At 41.1% G+C, this 16154-nt stretch carries 14 protein-coding genes; 5 read left to right on the top strand and 9 right to left on the bottom strand.

Annotation, left to right across the window (positions count from 1 at the left end; all coding sequences use genetic code 11):
- Positions 1-22 precede the first annotated feature (22 nt).
- Complete coding sequence (gene hsdR / locus AWW68_RS06425; protein ID WP_068218079.1) at positions 23-3265, bottom strand: type I restriction-modification system endonuclease; 3243 nt, start codon at positions 3263-3265, stop codon at positions 23-25.
- Between the two features lie 172 nt (positions 3266-3437).
- On the opposite strand from hsdR, the gene AWW68_RS06420 reads away from it, so the two are divergent.
- On the top strand, positions 3438-3803 hold the full coding sequence (locus AWW68_RS06420; protein WP_068218076.1) for a hypothetical protein: 366 nt from the start codon (positions 3438-3440) through the stop codon (positions 3801-3803).
- A gap of 86 nt (positions 3804-3889) precedes the next feature.
- Positions 3890-4183 (top strand): hypothetical protein, encoded by a 294-nt coding sequence (locus AWW68_RS06415; RefSeq protein WP_068218073.1) that lies wholly within the window; start codon positions 3890-3892, stop codon positions 4181-4183.
- On the opposite strand, the gene AWW68_RS06410 is transcribed toward AWW68_RS06415, so the two are convergent.
- Positions 4180-5013, bottom strand: coding sequence for an aminotransferase class IV (locus tag AWW68_RS06410; RefSeq protein ID WP_068218071.1), 834 nt, complete (start codon positions 5011-5013; stop codon positions 4180-4182). The two genes, AWW68_RS06415 and AWW68_RS06410, sit on opposite strands and share 4 nt — an antisense overlap.
- A 71-nt stretch (positions 5014-5084) precedes the next feature.
- On the opposite strand from AWW68_RS06410, the gene AWW68_RS06405 reads away from it, so the two are divergent.
- A complete protein-coding gene (locus AWW68_RS06405; protein WP_068218069.1) occupies positions 5085-5900 on the top strand; it encodes a J domain-containing protein in 816 nt (271 codons plus the stop codon).
- Here AWW68_RS06405 and thiL read toward each other — a convergent pair.
- Positions 5888-6919 carry a thiamine-phosphate kinase gene (gene thiL, locus AWW68_RS06400; protein WP_068218065.1) on the bottom strand — a complete coding sequence of 344 codons (1032 nt, stop codon included), beginning with the start codon at positions 6917-6919 and terminating at the stop codon, positions 5888-5890. The two genes, AWW68_RS06405 and thiL, sit on opposite strands and share 13 nt — an antisense overlap.
- Positions 6920-7187: 268 nt before the next feature.
- Positions 7188-7589, bottom strand: a complete 402-nt coding sequence (mce, locus tag AWW68_RS06395; RefSeq protein WP_068218062.1) for a methylmalonyl-CoA epimerase — start codon at positions 7587-7589, stop codon at positions 7188-7190.
- A 124-nt stretch (positions 7590-7713) separates the two neighbouring features.
- Here mce and AWW68_RS06390 point away from each other — a divergent pair, with 124 nt between their 5' ends.
- Positions 7714-8124 (top strand): hypothetical protein, encoded by a 411-nt coding sequence (locus tag AWW68_RS06390; protein ID WP_245660217.1) that lies wholly within the window; start codon positions 7714-7716, stop codon positions 8122-8124.
- A complete protein-coding gene (locus AWW68_RS06385; protein ID WP_068218056.1) occupies positions 8124-8450 on the top strand; it encodes a HesB/IscA family protein in 327 nt (108 codons plus the stop codon). Before AWW68_RS06390 ends, AWW68_RS06385 begins: the two co-directional genes overlap by 1 nt.
- A 177-nt stretch (positions 8451-8627) precedes the next feature.
- Here AWW68_RS06385 and AWW68_RS06380 read toward each other — a convergent pair whose 3' ends face one another.
- From AWW68_RS06380 to nuoK, 5 genes are read right to left on the bottom strand one after another with little or no spacing between them, the layout of a single operon-like run.
- Positions 8628-10514 (bottom strand): amidophosphoribosyltransferase, encoded by a 1887-nt coding sequence (locus AWW68_RS06380; RefSeq protein WP_068218053.1) that lies wholly within the window; start codon positions 10512-10514, stop codon positions 8628-8630.
- A 9-nt stretch (positions 10515-10523) separates the two neighbouring features.
- Positions 10524-12038: an NADH-quinone oxidoreductase subunit N gene (locus AWW68_RS06375; RefSeq protein WP_068218050.1), complete on the bottom strand. Its 1515-nt coding sequence runs from the start codon at positions 12036-12038 to the stop codon at positions 10524-10526.
- Positions 12038-13732, bottom strand: a complete 1695-nt coding sequence (locus AWW68_RS06370) for a complex I subunit 4 family protein (protein WP_068218048.1) — start codon at positions 13730-13732, stop codon at positions 12038-12040. The genes AWW68_RS06375 and AWW68_RS06370 overlap by 1 nt, the downstream gene beginning before the upstream one ends.
- A gap of 3 nt (positions 13733-13735) precedes the next feature.
- Complete coding sequence (nuoL, locus tag AWW68_RS06365) at positions 13736-15868, bottom strand: NADH-quinone oxidoreductase subunit L (RefSeq protein ID WP_068218046.1); 2133 nt, start codon at positions 15866-15868, stop codon at positions 13736-13738.
- Entirely contained in the window at positions 15865-16152 is a 288-nt protein-coding gene (gene nuoK, locus AWW68_RS06360; protein WP_245660215.1) for an NADH-quinone oxidoreductase subunit NuoK, read from the bottom strand. Before nuoK ends, nuoL begins: the two co-directional genes overlap by 4 nt.
- Positions 16153-16154: the final 2 nt, after the last annotated feature.

Here is a 16154-nt window from a genome sequence, read left to right as displayed (position 1 = left end):
GTCGCAAGTTGCGACAGCAAGTTTAGCTTACATTGGCGTATAGTGCCTCATTTAGCTTACTAATGAGTTGGTCGAGCTCATCATCAAAGATTCTATTTAGGCGGTCGAAGCCACCTTTATCAATAAAAGGCGCATCATTCAGGTCTTGCACGGTTAATATGTTCTCCTGCAAAAGTTGCTTTTCAAATCGGTCGATCCACTTGGCCTGAGTTACATTCCATTGCTTTAGTCCTCTAATGGTATCAACCGCTTTCTTTATTCTTTCTTCGTGACTAATGAGTGAGCTACCCAAAGCCATGGTTCTGATAAAGGAAATTATATCGGCCGCTATGTCTTCATTTTTAGCATTCTTCCAAGCAATATTCAGCCTATTAGCGCTAAAACCAGCCTGATCTAGTTCAAGCATGAGTTTTCTAAGTGATTGCCTATCGAGCGAAGCAGGTTTGGTACAAACTAGATTGAGCGCTTCGATTTTCGTTTGGTTCTCAATAACGAACGCTCTAAAACTCTCCAGATAATCTTCTGGCTTCTTTGCCCTACCATACCCTCGTTCAGTTTCTAAGTGTTCATCTTCATGGTCAGAAACCAGAATGGCCGATAAAGGAGGCCTCATTTCATCGAGCACTTTCCAAAGGCTTGGTAATTTCTTAACCAGCTTTTCAGCTTCCTGTGGAGTTGAAGTTAAAAGCTCATTGATTAGCTCATCGGGGTCTCTATTTTCTGCATTGTAGGCAAAAAGCTCCAGCTGATGATCGGTTAGCCTTCTTCTCTTTCTCTGTATTTTAGCCACAAGCTGCTCTACTTGTTTGCGTACTCTTTCTTCAGTTTCAAAGTGCTGAAATTCCTTCACCAAATCTTCAAAGCTTTGTTTGGGGTTGGCCACCACAGGCTTCATTTGAGAATACTCCTGAAGCGTTTCATAGATTTTAACAGCATCGAAAATCTGAAATACCTGTTTATCTATTTCATCACACTTTCGAGTGGCTCTGCCCAGCATTTGTTCAAAGAGAATTCTAGATTTGATTCTCCTCATAAACACCAAATTGCAAATGGCTGGCACATCAATACCAGTGGTTAGCAAGTCTACCGTAACTGCAATGTTGGGGTATTTTTCATTCTTGTAGCGTTTTACCTGCTCTTCTGGATTATAAGATTTACCAGTGATCTTCTGAATGGCATCGTCATTCAAGTCTACGCCAATAAGATCAAATTCTTCTTTCAGGTATTGGACTATGTCGTCTGCATGATCATCAGTAGCGGCAAAAATGAGTGTTTTCTCTTCTCCTTCGGGGTCTAGATATTTCACCAATTCTTTTACCACAGTACGGTTAAAGCTTTCTGACAAAACCAGCTTGTTAAAGCCAGAGATCTCAATTTTCAGTTCATCTTCTAGCTGTTCCAGTTCTATAATACTGTTGGTTTCCTTATCGTAGGCTTTAGGCTTTTCACCTTTCTCCCAAACTATACCTTCTTCTGACAATTTGGTTTTGATAAGGTGAGGCGGGTCATGATCGATCAGGTAGTTATCAATAACAGCCTCGCGATATGAGTAAGTAAAAATTGAGTCGCCAAAAATCTCTCTTGTGTGCAAAGCAGGCGTTGCGGTAAGCCCAATGGCAAAGCAATCGAAGTAATCGAGCACCATTCTGTACTTACTTACATAGTCTTTCTGGTCTTTGAAATTGATGTCTTCTTCATCTATTTCTCTATCCAAAAGGTAACCTCTGTGTGCTTCATCAATAATGATACAATCGTATTGATCTACACTCGGTTGTTTTTCGTCATCGGCATAGAAAAGGCGCTTTACCATACTTTGCACAGTAGCAAAGTGCAGGCGTGTATCTTCTTCCGGGTTCAATTCTTTCAGCCCTTTTACATCATATATTTCTGCAAAAGTGTTGAGGCCTACCAATTTATTGTCCTGAAAAGCATCGGCTGCCTGTTTGGCTAAAAGGGTTCTATCAACTAAAAAGAGAATCCGTTTGAAACGGTTGGTTTGAATTAGGCGATAGCACAAACCAATGATAGTTCTGGTTTTACCAGTACCAGTAGCCATGGCAATAAGCGCACGCTTTGTATCAGGTTTTTTCAATAGCAATTCCTCCACCTTTTGAATAGCTTTCACCTGATATTTTCTAAGCCCTAGCCCTGCCTTGTCTTCCAGAAAATCTCTCGACTCGGTTCTTAGTCTTTCTTCTGCCTCCTCTAAATTCTGTTCGTAAAGCTTTATAAGCCCCTCAGGACTATACCAATTGTGAAGCGCCTTAGCACGGTTTCTTTCCTTTCGTACATCCAGAAACCAAACTCCACTTTTCGTTTTGATCTGTTCTAGATATGGCCGTCCGTTGGTGGAGAAAAGAAAAGGGACTTTGTAGTCAAACCATTCTCCCAACAGTTCTGCATCATGGTCTGCACTGACCAACCCTGCATAAATTTTTGATTGTCTGAGATCGGTTGAAATGTCTGTTGCGTACTTTTTAGCCTCAATTATTCCATATAACTCAGTGCCTATAAACAAGGCATAATCGGCCCACTTTCCTGAACAAGGCCACTCTGCTATGGCCATATTTCTACCTCGTTGGGGTAGTGTTCTTTTGAGTTTGAAGTTCAGCTCAGTTGTATTGGCTTCCCAACCTGAAGACCTAAGTTGCTGATCGATCAACACCCTAGTCTGCTGCTCGTTCATTTCAATTTTACTAGCAGCCTTTTCTGACCTTTGTTTAATTTCAATTGCCCGATCTTCGTCCATGCTGCCCTTTTCCCTTTGTTCCAGCATCTGATTGAATCGAGCTTCCAGTTCACCATATTGCTTTTCTAATTCATGCAAGGCATGCCTGGCATCCAAGTTTTTAGGTGGGCTGAATTTTACAGAGGTAATATCTTCATTGCTGCTAGAGTAGGCTTCATAGAACCACTTTCCAACTTTAAATGCAGAAAACAGTGTTCCTGTAGCTTCTTGGACAGAGCCTCTGTTTTGATGTATGGCAAGGTTACCAGAGTTTTTTATAGCAAAGAGTAAATCCTTAACAGTGTTAGGTAAAACCCCTTCGAATTGTAGCGCCTTTAACTGATTATGGAGGCTATTCTCTCTGGGAAACTCTAAGTGATGTTCTTCAAAAAGCTTAGAAGTAAGCTTCTCTATAAACAACCTTAGTTTAAATAAACTAGAAACGGGGTCCGTATGCAGATTAAACTCAGCCGATTGTCCGATATTAAAAAGTATCGGGTATTCCTCTTCTAAAAAATCAAAGTTAGAGTTTTGCATTGGTGCGTGTCGAGAATCGAATCAAAGTCTAACTATTTCCCTTCAATTCAGATCAATTACTAAAATTTCAGTTAATAATAATGAAAAGTCTTTATAGACTAAAACCACTCAGATAAGAGAATCTGAACCCCCAACACTTCGAAACTTCAACACTTAACTTTAACTTTGCGGCATGCAGAACGATCCGGAGTTGAATGGTAAATACTTGGGTACAATCACAAAAGACTTTGTGGTAGTATCTGACACTTTGAAAGAAGCTGCCTATCAGGTAAAAAAAAGAGGCTTCTCTGAGTTTCCTATTTTCCCTATCGCCAAAACTGAGATTCCAATTGGCCAGAAACTGATTGGCAAAGAAGACTTGGCTACTAACTGGAACTACTACATCACTTACATCGATGAATTTGTGCAACGTAAGCTTATTGAAGACGAAGAGGCTTTCAAAAAAGCGTACAAAAACCCAGATGAATTCTGCTGTCTTTTTGTGGTAGAGCCCGATTTTACCAACTTTTTATTCGTTCCTTACCCAGAAGACGAGTAGGTTCCGAGCAGCCTTGTCTGGTAAAATTTACTAAACTAAATAAGGCGGATAGCGTTGTGTAATTATATTGTGCCAACGTTATCGCAATGATTCAGCTATTTCACGAGAAAAAAGAAACCGTCAGAAGCCTGCTTAATAAGCTGGTTGAGATTGGTAACAACGTGACATGGCGCATCAATAACAGTTACAGTAACGGCATCGACCAAACCATTTTGGAAATTCAAATCTTCGAAAACAAGATGCAGACTGGCAGAATTGCCTTTCAGCTAGAAGATGGCCACGTAATCAATTATCGCTACAAGGAAATGGAAAAGAGAATTCCAGTTCAGATTGTAGATATGTTGCTAGATGTGATTGGCTACGAACTACAGGCCGCTTAAGCTTTCAAATAATCTTCAATATACTGATCGAAAATCTCGATCATTTTTTTTGTCTGAACCCCAGGCTTTCCATCCCCTATCAACTGCTCATCTAACCTAATTATAGGTAGAACCTTTTTGGTTGTACTTGTAATGAACACTTCGTCTGCTTCCAATAATTCCGATAAGCTGACAGCACCAATTTCAACCTCGAAATTACTCCTTGCAGCCCTTAAAGCATGCATTCGAGTAATTCCACCTAAAACACCATCTTCATTGGTTTTAAGCACACCATTCTTAAACACAAACACGTTGCTTCGCGAAACCTCAGAAATTTCCTCACCATTATGGTAGAGCACATCTATATGACCTTTAGACTTCCACTCACTTTGTAGGGCCACTGTTGTGGCATAATAGAGTGACTTGATAGCTGGAAAATCTCTTTGGTATTTGTAGAGCATCAGGCTGGCACCATCTTGGTAAAGATTGTCAGAAGCATCAGTAAACGTATTATTCAGAATAATTATCTCAGGTTCCCCTGGAGTAAAACCATCGACTGAATCGCCACCTGTAAGCAAAATTTTAACCGAAGAATAAGCAAAACCATTCCTCCTCAACAACTCATTGACCAAGCCAGCAATCTCCTGTTTAGAAAGAGGAACAGTCATATTCATACCCCTAGCCGAACGGAAAAGCCTATCCAAATGATCTTCCATAAAGAGCGATTGTTTTCCATGTGCTTTGAAAAACTCAAATACTCCATAACCTCTTAAAAAGCCAACATTATCTACTGAGATATGAATGCGTTCTTTTTCTACAAACTCACCCTTGAAATAGTGTACCGGATTCATGGCTTATGAATTATATTTTTCATTTTTATCTAGAGTAAAGGTCAACCTCTGCTCTAGTTTTGCCTAAAGTTATGTCTAAAGACTATTACGCCATACTGGGAATTGAGAAAACAGCTACAGAGAGCGAGATTAAGTTGGCTTTCAGAAATAAGGCAAAGCAATTACACCCAGACATCAACAAAGAAATAGCCTCCAAAACATCATTTCAAGAGCTCAATGAAGCCTACAGTGTACTTAGTGACCCTGAGTCTAGAAGAAAATACGATGAAGGCGAATTGGAGTCAAGTGAGATAAGTTTCACATGGGAAGAAGTGGAGCAAATTCTTAAACAACGAGAAGAGCAAAGAAGACGAAACCAAAAATACAGTGATGAGTTTGGTTACCCTGGAGAAACACAGTACCCTCCTACCAACTACGAAGCAAACTCTAGAGTTGCCATGATGATTAACCTCTTTATTCTTCTTTTTGCTTTCAGTTTTGTGCTAGACTTTTTCGTTTTCAAAGACAACGGTTCTGAACCCATTCTTAGCAAGAACACCATTATTATAAGGATGAAAAAAGGGCCTATGCAATCGTGGCATGAGCTCAAAACAGCTTCTGTAACTTTCTACATCTCTTATGAAAAGCCAAGCCCAAATATTGGCGATATGGTAGAAACCAAGAGAAGCATGTTTTATGGAAATCATAAGTACCGAGTGAATAACTCTGGCAATTTTCAAAGAGCCGATGATTTACCAATGGTAACTTACATTATGGCACTCATCTCTTTATTGATCTCCTACTTTGGTTACTCAAAGTTTTCGAATGCGGAACAAAAGTTCAACTCGGCCATTATTGCTGGCTTTCTCTGTTTAGCCATGCTAGTAATGCTGCTCTACCCGAGATGATCCCAACCTTGCGCCTTAAGCGGCACTTGGTTGCCATTCTTGGTCATTAGTAAATTGCCTTTCTCTAATGCCTGTGCATGACCTATAAAGTGAATATCTCTGTGCTTATCTAGTTTAGCATGATCTTCTTGCTTAATTGTAAACAATAGTTCATAGTCTTCGCCACCATTTAGCACTGCCGTTATCGGGTCTAGATTAAATTCAACAGCTGTGTCATAAGTCTGCTTGTCGATTGGTAGCTGGTCTTCATAAATAGCGAAGCCTACACCAGAGTTTTTAGACAAATGAAAAACCTCTGAAGCCAAACCATCAGAGATATCCATCATTGAGGTTGGTACTATATCAAGCTCAGCCAACTCATGAACAATGTCCATTCTGGCCGAAGGCTTCAATTGTCTCTGAACTATGTATTGGTATTTATCTAATTGAGGCTGCATATCAGGATTGGCCAAAAAGGTTTGTTTCTCTCTTTCTAGCACTTGCAAGCCAATAAAAGCTGCACCTAAATCGCCAGTAGCACAAAGAATATCATTGGCACCAGCACCCTTTCTGTAAACTACTTTATCTTTTGCAGCCTTTCCGAGTACGGATATGGATATTACCAAGCCACTTTGCGAAGCTGTGGTGTCTCCCCCTACAATATCTACATTATAGTCGCTGGCTGCGGCTCTCATTCCATCAAAAAGCGCATCCACTGCCTCTACTGAAAAGCGATTGCTTAGAGCTAAAGAAACTGTCACTTGCTCCGGATTACCATTCATGGCAGCAATGTCTGAGACATTCACTGCTATGGCTTTGTAACCTAAGTGAGGAAGCGGGCAATAAGACAGATCGAAGTGAATGCCTTCTACCAACATATCTGTAGAAAGGAGGCCAAACTCTTCCTCACGGTCAATTACCGCAGCATCATCACCAATACCCAGCACCGAGCTCTCATTTTTCAACTCAATACTCTTCGCTAGCTTGTCTATTAGACCAAACTCTCCTAGTTCTGATAATTCCGTACGCTTCTCTTCCATAATTCTATATTCAGGGGGCAAAGATACGATTTCAGTTTGTGAGTTTTAAGTTTCAGGTTCAAAGTTCAATTAGACTTTGATATAAGTAGAAGCCTAAAGTTGGGATTTGGAATTTGTGCATTGGAATTCCTGAATGTGACCCCTAAATCCCCTTAAGGGGACTTGAGCTTCATCAATTCGAAAAGCTTCAACACTCACCCTCCCGAAGCCTCGGGAAGGGCTGGCTATCACCTTATTCGATATCCAACATTAAACATTAAACATTAAACTAACCAGCATCTTGGCAGAGCTCAATCAACACTCCGTTGGTAGTTTTGGGGTGAAGGAAGCAGACCAACTTATTGTCGGCACCGCGCTTGGGCTCTTCATTAAGCAGAGTAAAGCCTTCTTCCTTAAGTCTTTTCATTTCTGCGCGAATGTCTTCTACATCATAGGCTATATGATGAATACCTTCACCTTTCTTTTCGATAAACTTGGCAATGGGGCTATCTTCTTTAGTAGCCTCAAGTAGTTCAATCTTATTCGGGCCTATTTGAAAGAAGCTTGTATTTACGCCTTCAGAATCGACCTCCTCAATTTTGTAGTGGGCTCTTCCAAAAAGCTTCTCAAATAACACATTAGATTCCTCTATGCTTTTTACGGCAATCCCTATGTGTTCTATCTTTCTCATTTCGTAGTTTTTAATCAATTGATTTTCATTGGTTATCTTTGCAGAACGCTTGAACTTAATAGGTATGCAACCTGTTAAGTAAATCGCTTCAATATAGTGAAAGAAGCGCTTTAACCTGACAATAATGATGACAACAGGAACGGACATACATGTAGAAAGTGTTAAGCTCCAAAGAAAGATTGAGAGCTACTTGGGCATACAGGGCAGCGAGTTAAGTTTTGAATTTCAGCAAATTGAAGGCAAAACTAAGCTAGATTTGATTACCATTAACCCAAGACACAACCAGTCGTTTTTGTTTCAGTCGGAAGTTGGGGTTGATAAGCTCGATGCATTGAAGAAAATGTATGAGTACGTACAGTCTTACAAAGACAAGTACAGCTCTTATACCATTCAATGGATTGCCAAAGGTGATAATGAATTACATACTTCTTACTTTAGAGCAAGCAATATGTACGATGCCCTAGACAAGCTGTACTACGGCAGAGACATTAACACCATTACAGTTTTTAGTGTAGTATTAAATCCAGTAGCATAATGATAACGGTAACAGACATAGCAAGAGAGAAAATTATTGAGCTACGTAGCAAAGAAGGCAAAACGGACAATCATAACATTCGTGTAGCTGTGCAAGGTGGTGGCTGCTCTGGCCTGATGTATGACCTAGAGTTTGACGCAGAGATTAGAGAAAAAGACGAAGTGTTTGAAGACAAGGGAGTAAAGATTCTTGTCGATAGAAAAAGCCTACTATACCTACTAGGCACCACGCTCGACTTCTCTGATGGTTTGAATGGCAAGGGCTTTCAGTTCGTGAACCCCAACGCTTCTAGAACCTGTGGTTGCGGAGAAAGCTTCTCGGTGTAAGGTAGAATGATAAATTTTGAATGATAAATGAAGAGGCTGTCTCATAGGGGACAGCCTCTTTTTATACTTTCAGCTTTTTAGACAGGACTTCGGGTTGTTCCTCCTTCTAAATATCGGTTCTACCAGTCTAAATACTTAAGTCTCGGTACTTTGTACTTAATATTCTCTACCCAATGACTAATACGCTCTTACCGTCTTACCCTCCATAAAGTTAACGAAGGCCTTATTCACCACTCGCATACCTCCATTAGTCGGATAGTCTCCTGTAAAGTACCAGTCGCCTTGGTTTCCAGGGCAAGCCTTATGCAGATTGTCTACCGTTTGATAAACCACTTCTAGCTCAGCCTTTAACCCTTCAGGACGAATAATTTCTGTGATTTTAGCAGAAATCTCTTCTTGGGTGAACTGGTTATACAACTGCTGAACGTAGTTAGCCTGATTGTCAGAGTCTAGATTAGCCAGAATCTGGTGGTAAGCTTCATCGAGCAAGTTTTCTTTGTACCTGTCTTTAAGCAGTTGAAGCATCGCTCTGAAAGCAACAAACTCCCTGATCTTACTCATATCGATACCATAGCAATCTGGGTATCTGATTTGAGGCGCTGATGAAACAACAACAATTTTCTTAGGCTCTAACTTGTCGAGCATGGTTAGAATACTCTTCTCTAGCGTAGTACCCCTTACAATAGAGTCGTCAATAACCACCACTGTATCAACACCCTTTCTAATCACCTCATAAGTAGTGTCATACACATTGGCCACCATATCGTCTCTACTAGCGTCATCGGCAATAAAGGTTCTCAGCTTGGCATCTTTGATTACCAACTTTTCAACCCTTGGCCTAAAGCTCAACATCTGATCGATGTCATCTAAAGAAGGTTTCTTATCAATAATTACCTCTTTCTGCTTTTCCATGAGGTAATCATCCAGCCCCTGCATCATTCCTAAGAATGAAACCTCAGCCGAATTCGGAATGTAAGAGAATACAGTGTTCCTTAAGTCGAAATTGATAGCCTTGAGAATCTGAGGCACCAGTAACCTACCGAGTTGTTTTCTTTCCTGATAAATTTCAGGATCGTTACCTCTAGAGAAGTATATGCGCTCGAATGAACATGCCTTTAACTCCTTTTGCTTCATAATTGGAGTCTCGTCATACTCACCGTTTTTGTGAACGATTAATGCATGACCTGGCTGTACTTCATTGATCTTATCGTAATCGACATTGAAAGCCGCTTTTATTGCCTGCTTTTCTGAAGCTACTACAATCACTTCATCATCGATGTATTTGTAAGCAGGACGAATTCCGTGCGGATCTCGCACTACAAAAGAAGCACCGTGCCCTAACAAACCAACCATAGCATAACCGCCATCGAAGTCTTTGAAAGAACGCTTAAGCACCCTTTGAAGATCCATCTCATTTTCAATGATTTCGGTAATCTCAAAGTTGTCCTTCTTCTTTTTATACTTATCGAAAATTCTCTGATTTTCTTCATCGATAAAGTGACCGATTTTCTCCATCACTGTCACCGTATCGGTTTTTTCTTTGGGGTGCTGACCTAGTTCAATAAGTAGCTCAAAGAGCTCATCAACATTGGTCATGTTAAAGTTACCGGCCATTACCAGGTTACGGCTTCTCCAGTTGTTCTGTCTTAAGAAAGGGTGACAGCTTTCAATACTGTTTGCACCGTGAGTACCATAACGTAAGTGTCCCAACCAAGCTTCACCAGTGAATCCCATGTTGTTTTTAAGCCACTTAGCACTTTTAGGGTTATAGCCTTCCTTCTTCTTCGCCTTGTTGAACTTCTTAGCAATTTTGCCAAAAATCTCTTCTACTGGCTCCGAATTGATGGTTCTATACCGGCTAATGTACCTTTTGCCTGGGTCTACCCCCATCTTAATATTGGCTACACCAACTCCATCCTGCCCACGATTCGACTGCTTTTTCATCATGACGTAAAGCTTGTTTACGGCATAAGTGGCCGAACCATACTTATCTATGTAGTATTGAAGGGGTTTTCTTAAGCGAATGTGGGCTATACCACACTCATGTTTAATAGGCTCAAGCATGTTAACTTTTCAAAACACAAAATTAATACTATTCAATAGGTCAACAAACCAATCGGACCTAAAGAATAATAGGAACAAAGGCAAAACCAAGAAAGTGCCCCAAGCCATGTGCCACCTAAAACCCTCTTGCTTTGTAATTATTTGATCTCCTGTTTTGAAGAAAAGCAGATAAGGTATTCGGATATAGTAGAATAATGACACCACCGTGTTAAGCAAACCGAAGATAAAAACCCACAAAATTATTTGATCGCCAGTAGAAACATAACCTTCATAAACGGCAGAAAACAGGAACAACTTTGCATTGAAGCCTGCAACAGGCGGCAAACCTGTGAGAGAAATCATTACAACCAAAAGCAGTATAGCTGTATAAGGCATGGTTTTTCCCAAACCTCTGAAAGAGTCGAAGTTTACCGAACCCGTAGCATTCTCAAAAACCTGAATAAGGTAAAATGCAGCTAGGTTCATGATCAGGTAAATAAACGCATAGAAAACAGTTACCTCTATACCAGCCCTATTGAACAGCAAAACGCCAGACAGCATAAAAGCGGCATGGGCAATGGAAGAATAGGCCAGCATGCGTTTGGCATTGCGCTGCCAAAGGGCAGAAAAATTACCAATTGTCATTCCGCCTATGGCTAAAATGCCTAGCCACTGCTGCCAATTAAAGTCAGTAGTTTCTGTAGATGAAATAAGCCTAAACAGCACAAAAACAGCAGCCAACTTCGGTACAATTGAGAAAACCGTTACTGTTGGCATTGGAGCCGACTCGTATACATCTGGTGACCAAATATGTAAAGGGAATGCACCTAACTTAAACAGCACACCGGCCAAAACCATAAAGATGGCAATGTTAAGCGTGAATGGCTGTGCAGCATTCATTCCTACAATAAACGTATCTGTATTGATATCTAATGAACCCGTGAGCCCATAAAGCCAGCTCATTCCGTAAAGCATTACCGCAGAAGCCGCAGCTCCATAAAGCAAATACTTTAAAGCAGCCTCTGACTTCTTCAAGCCTTTTCCTAAACCCGTGAGGAGGTACGAACTAATAGAAACCACTTCTATAGAAACATAAATCATTAATAAGTTCGAACTGGCCGTCATCAGGAATGCCCCTAAAAGCAGACCAAACAAACTGACCAACCATTCACTAGAGCTAAAATATTGCTGAGCATATTTCTTGGATTGTGCGGCCATAATAAGAGCAAACAAAGCCGTAAGGGTAAAGCCAATTTTAAACAGGTTTGCTCCTGAGGAAACAGTAATCAGCCCTACGAATAAATCTTTTGCTTCAAGGTTCGGCACAAAAGAAAGGCATTGTGCCACTAGCAAGAATGACAACACTGAGATGGAAATAGCAGCTATTCCTACCTCCTTTTTATTCTGAAAAATCAGATCGAAGAGAAGCACCAAAAGCAACCCAACAACTAAAGTGATTTCAGGCCATAAAAAAGCTACACCTTCAGTAAGCGACTGAAGTTGCTCCTTTAATCCATCTGCCATTTGCATTGCTGCTCCAACCATCAAATAGAAGCTGTTAGGTGATCGATGAATGATTCAACTCCCGAATTAATTAAATCAAGAAGCAGCGAAGGGTAAACACCAAAAGCGATAATTAGAATTACCAATGGCACCAGCATTAAGTATTCATGAATGGTTAGATCCTTTAGTGCGGGAACCCATTTCTTCTCTTTCACCCAAAACTTACCCAAGAACATTTTCTGGAAAGTCCAGAGGTAATATCCTGCAGCTAAAACCAGCCCTAAGGTTGAAACCACGGCCATCCACGCAGGTATAGCACCAATCACTGAGGCAGACTTAAAGGCTCCCAAAAACACAAACAGCTCTGCAATGAATCCACTAAAGCCTGGCAGACCTAGTGAAGCAAAGAAGGCAATTCCTACGAACACGGTATACTTAGGCAGCTGATGAGCCAACCCACCGTAATTCTCGATCATACGATCGTGAGTTCTATCATAAATGACTCCCGCAATAAGGAAGAGCATAGAAGAGATTAGTCCGTGAGAGAACATTTGGTAAATGGCCCCGCTCACTCCTTCGCTTGTCATAGCTGCTAACCCAAGCAGTACAAATCCCATGTGAGATACTGAACTAAAGGCAATCAGCTTCTTCAAATCTTTCTGAGCCAAGGCATTCATAGCTCCATAAATAATAGAGAACATCCCGATGAACCCTATGAGCCAAGCATAATGGAATGCGGCATCTGGGAACATGGCATAAGCAGTTCTTATCAATCCGTAACCGCCCACTTTCAGAAGAATTCCAGCTAAGACTACAGACAGAGGTGTTGGCGCTTCTACGTGTGCATCTGGCAACCAAGTATGGAAAGGGAAAGCAGGAAGTTTAATAGCGAAACCAATAAGTATAGCCAAAAACGCAATCCATCGAATGGGTTGGCCGAATAATGTTCCTAAACCTGATTTATCTAGCAAAGAACCTGGAATGTAATTCGCAGAATCTGCCATGTGCAGCATATTGAAAGACTTCACTACTTCTGTCTTGTCAATTTGTCCTTCTAACACCATTGATTGGATATCTGAGATAGCGTATTCGGCCATGCTCAAACCAGCCATTTCTGCCGTCTTTATTGGGTCGTATACTGAATTATACAAGCCAATCATAACGATCAGAATTAAGATAGAACCAGCTAGTGTGTAGAGGAAGAATTTAATAGCTGCATATTCTCTTCTTGGCCCTCCCCAAATTCCAATAAGGAAATACATAGGGAGCAGCATAAACTCGAAGAACAGGTAGAACAAGAAGAAATCTAGTGCAACAAAACAGCCTAGCACAGAAGTACAAAGCAGAAGGTATAAACTAAAATAGGCCTTCTTCTTTTCTTTGATATTCCAGCAAGCAATAGCACCAATAAAAAGGACTATTCCCGCCAACAGCACCATACTTATGTTTAACCCATCTACTCCTAAAAAGTAGTCTACCGATAGCGCCCCTAAAGAACCAAGCTTCAGACTGAACCAAGACGCCTTCTCCATCATTTGCAGATTTCCTTCACCAGAAATCTCTGGCACCAGTGCTCCATTAAATGAGGTGACAGCAAATAGAATCAAGAGCAGGGTTAGGCCTGTCGAACTAATCGCTAGTACTCTATACAAATGTTCATACGCCTTTGGCGTAAGCAAAACCAGTGCAGCACCAACTAGCGGAATAAATACGATATATGATAACAGATGCTCCATGGGCTAAACAACTAGCAGCAAAATTAAGGTTAATAAAAATATGAAAGTCACCAGAATTTGAGCCTGAATATTACCTGACTGAATACTTCTGGTCAATTGCCCCACTTTTCCAACAGAAGCGGCCGTCAGATTCACAAGTCCATCAACAAAAACCTGATCGAACCAGCGTGTAACATGGGCAATAACCACATTCAGCTTAGCCAAGAGATTAACAGCCTCGTCCAGCACGTACTGATCGAACCAAGCCAGTGCTCTAGACTTCGCCAATATGGCTTTCAAAAATATGTTCTGATAAAGTGAGTTCTGATACCAATGGTAGAATGAAATCTGACCCAGAACCCCAACAGGCTCCCTTCTTTCAATAAAAGTCTTCTCTAATTTGGCTCCTGGCTTGTACGATAGCCAAGCAATGAACAAACCCGCCAGTGCTAAAAGAATGGAAACAATATTCACCGTTTTATGAAGGCCGTGAAATGTTTCTTCAGGCACATCTAACAAACTAGTGGCTGCATAGCTTTCAGGCACCAGATACATTGGTGTTTTTAGTGCTTCCATCACCCAGCTATGGTCAGCGTTAAGCGTAAACCCAAATGGGAAAGTAAAAGACAACAAGGCGAAAATGACAGCAGGCACTGTAACCCACAAGTTCCCTTCTTTCAGTTTATTTGGGAGTGATGCATCTCCTAGAATTTTTGGTAATCGGAACTCTCCGAAAAAGACCAGATAAATCATTCTAAATGTGTAGAAAGCTGTAAGCACCACCGTCATAAAAGCCAAAACTTCTGGTATGTAGAAGCCTCCACCTTTAATATCTGCCCAAACCGCTAGGTCTAGCAAAATAGCGTCTTTAGAAAGAAAACCAGAGAAGCCTGGCAAGCCAGCCAAAGCCAAAGAGCAAATAACAAAAGCGAAGAAGGTGACTGGCAGCTTTCTTCTCAATCCGCCCATGACTCGCATATCTTGCGGATCGAATTTTTTTCCGCCTTTCTCCAAATGATGTAACTGGTGAATTATAATTCCTGCACTTAAGAACAACCCTGCCTTAAAGAAAGCATGTGTAATTAGGTGGAAAAGCCCAGCGCTATACGCCCCAACCCCCATGGCCAAAACCATATAACCCAGTTGAGAAATGGTACTATAGGCCAATACTTTTTTAATATCGAACTGAGACAACGCTGCAATGGCCGCCATAAAAGCAGTAACCGCTCCAACAATAGCCACCACCTCCAGTGCCTGAGCATCGAGCAGCACGAAAATTCTTGCTAGCATATATACACCCGCTGCCACCATGGTTGCCGCATGTATAAGAGCGGAAACTGGTGTTGGACCTTCCATGGCATCTGGTAGCCAAACTTGCAGTGGAAACTGTGCAGATTTACCAACAGCCCCACAGAATAAAGCAATACCTCCAGCACTCAGCCAACGGCCATCCATGCTGCTAATAACTTCTTTACCTCCCTGCATAAAATTCACCACCCAATTACCATCTTCAATCTCCGACATAATCATTAGGCTCTTTACAGCATCTAAATCGAGTGAATGGAACTGAGTGAACAGTATCATTAAGCCAGTGATAAAACCGAGGTCTCCAATTCTGTTTAAGATAAAGGCCTTATTGGCCGCAAGAGAAGCTGATTTCTTTTGGAACCAGAAACCAATGAGCAGGTAAGACGATACGCCTACTAATTCCCAGAAAATAAAAATAAATAGAAGGTCATTGAAGAGCACAATACCCATCATTGAGAACGTAAACAGACCTAGGTAAGCAAAATACCGTGGCTTATTGGCATCTGTGCGCATGTACTCTGTAGAGAAAATATGCACTAGCAAAGCCACAAAATTCACTATAAGCGACATCGTCAGTGCCAACTTATCTAAGTAGAATGAATACGTGAACTGATTCTCTCCAAGCTTAAACCAATTGCCTCTAATGGTTAATGGCTCATTCCAGAATACAGTAGCAAGATAAGCAGCCACTAAAAGGTTGCTGGCAATTATGGCCGAAGACCAATAAGGTGCCTTTCCCTTCATAAAACCTGTGGTAGCAAAAGAAAAAATAGGCAATATCAACAATGCCAGAATCCATGGCAGGTAAGCTGAGCTTTGGGGCGATATGATATCCAACAGATCTATCATCCCTTCATGGAGTTAATTTTATCTAGGTCAGAGGTCTTGAAGTATTTGTAGACCTTTACCACTATGGCCAAAGCCACTGCTGCTTCAGCTGCTGCAATGGTAATAACAAAAAGACTAAAAATCTGACCTTGCAAGGCTTGAGGGTCGAAGCGACTAAACGTAACTAAGTTGAGATTGGCAGAATTGAGCATTAGTTCAATGCCAATAAGTACCATAATGGCGTTTTTTCTGGTAAAGACCACAAACAAGCCCACGCAAAACATTAAAGCTCCTAACAGCAGCATGG

Source organism: Roseivirga spongicola, from assembly GCF_001592965.1.
Classification (GTDB): Bacteria; Bacteroidota; Bacteroidia; order Cytophagales; family Cyclobacteriaceae; genus Roseivirga; species Roseivirga spongicola.
This window is presented reverse-complemented; position numbering and strand designations above follow the sequence as displayed.

Bases quoted from the DNA above. Each gene is read 5' to 3' on its own strand.
- hsdR (WP_068218079.1), bottom strand. From the start codon at position 3,265: ATGCAAAACTCTAACTTTGATTTTTTAGAAGAGGAATACCCGATACTT.
- AWW68_RS06420 (WP_068218076.1), top strand. From the start codon at position 3,438: ATGCAGAACGATCCGGAGTTGAATGGTAAATACTTGGGTACAATCACA.
- AWW68_RS06415 (WP_068218073.1), top strand. From the start codon at position 3,890: ATGATTCAGCTATTTCACGAGAAAAAAGAAACCGTCAGAAGCCTGCTT.
- AWW68_RS06410 (WP_068218071.1), bottom strand. From the start codon at position 5,013: ATGAATCCGGTACACTATTTCAAGGGTGAGTTTGTAGAAAAAGAACGC.
- AWW68_RS06405 (WP_068218069.1), top strand. From the start codon at position 5,085: ATGTCTAAAGACTATTACGCCATACTGGGAATTGAGAAAACAGCTACA.
- thiL (WP_068218065.1), bottom strand. From the start codon at position 6,919: ATGGAAGAGAAGCGTACGGAATTATCAGAACTAGGAGAGTTTGGTCTA.
- mce (WP_068218062.1), bottom strand. From the start codon at position 7,589: ATGAGAAAGATAGAACACATAGGGATTGCCGTAAAAAGCATAGAGGAA.
- AWW68_RS06390 (WP_245660217.1), top strand. From the start codon at position 7,714: ATGATGACAACAGGAACGGACATACATGTAGAAAGTGTTAAGCTCCAA.
- AWW68_RS06385 (WP_068218056.1), top strand. From the start codon at position 8,124: ATGATAACGGTAACAGACATAGCAAGAGAGAAAATTATTGAGCTACGT.
- AWW68_RS06380 (WP_068218053.1), bottom strand. From the start codon at position 10,514: ATGCTTGAGCCTATTAAACATGAGTGTGGTATAGCCCACATTCGCTTA.
- AWW68_RS06375 (WP_068218050.1), bottom strand. From the start codon at position 12,038: ATGGTTGGAGCAGCAATGCAAATGGCAGATGGATTAAAGGAGCAACTT.
- AWW68_RS06370 (WP_068218048.1), bottom strand. From the start codon at position 13,732: ATGGAGCATCTGTTATCATATATCGTATTTATTCCGCTAGTTGGTGCT.
- nuoL (WP_068218046.1), bottom strand. From the start codon at position 15,868: ATGATAGATCTGTTGGATATCATATCGCCCCAAAGCTCAGCTTACCTG.
- nuoK (WP_245660215.1), bottom strand. From the start codon at position 16,152: ATGCTGCTGTTAGGAGCTTTAATGTTTTGCGTGGGCTTGTTTGTGGTC.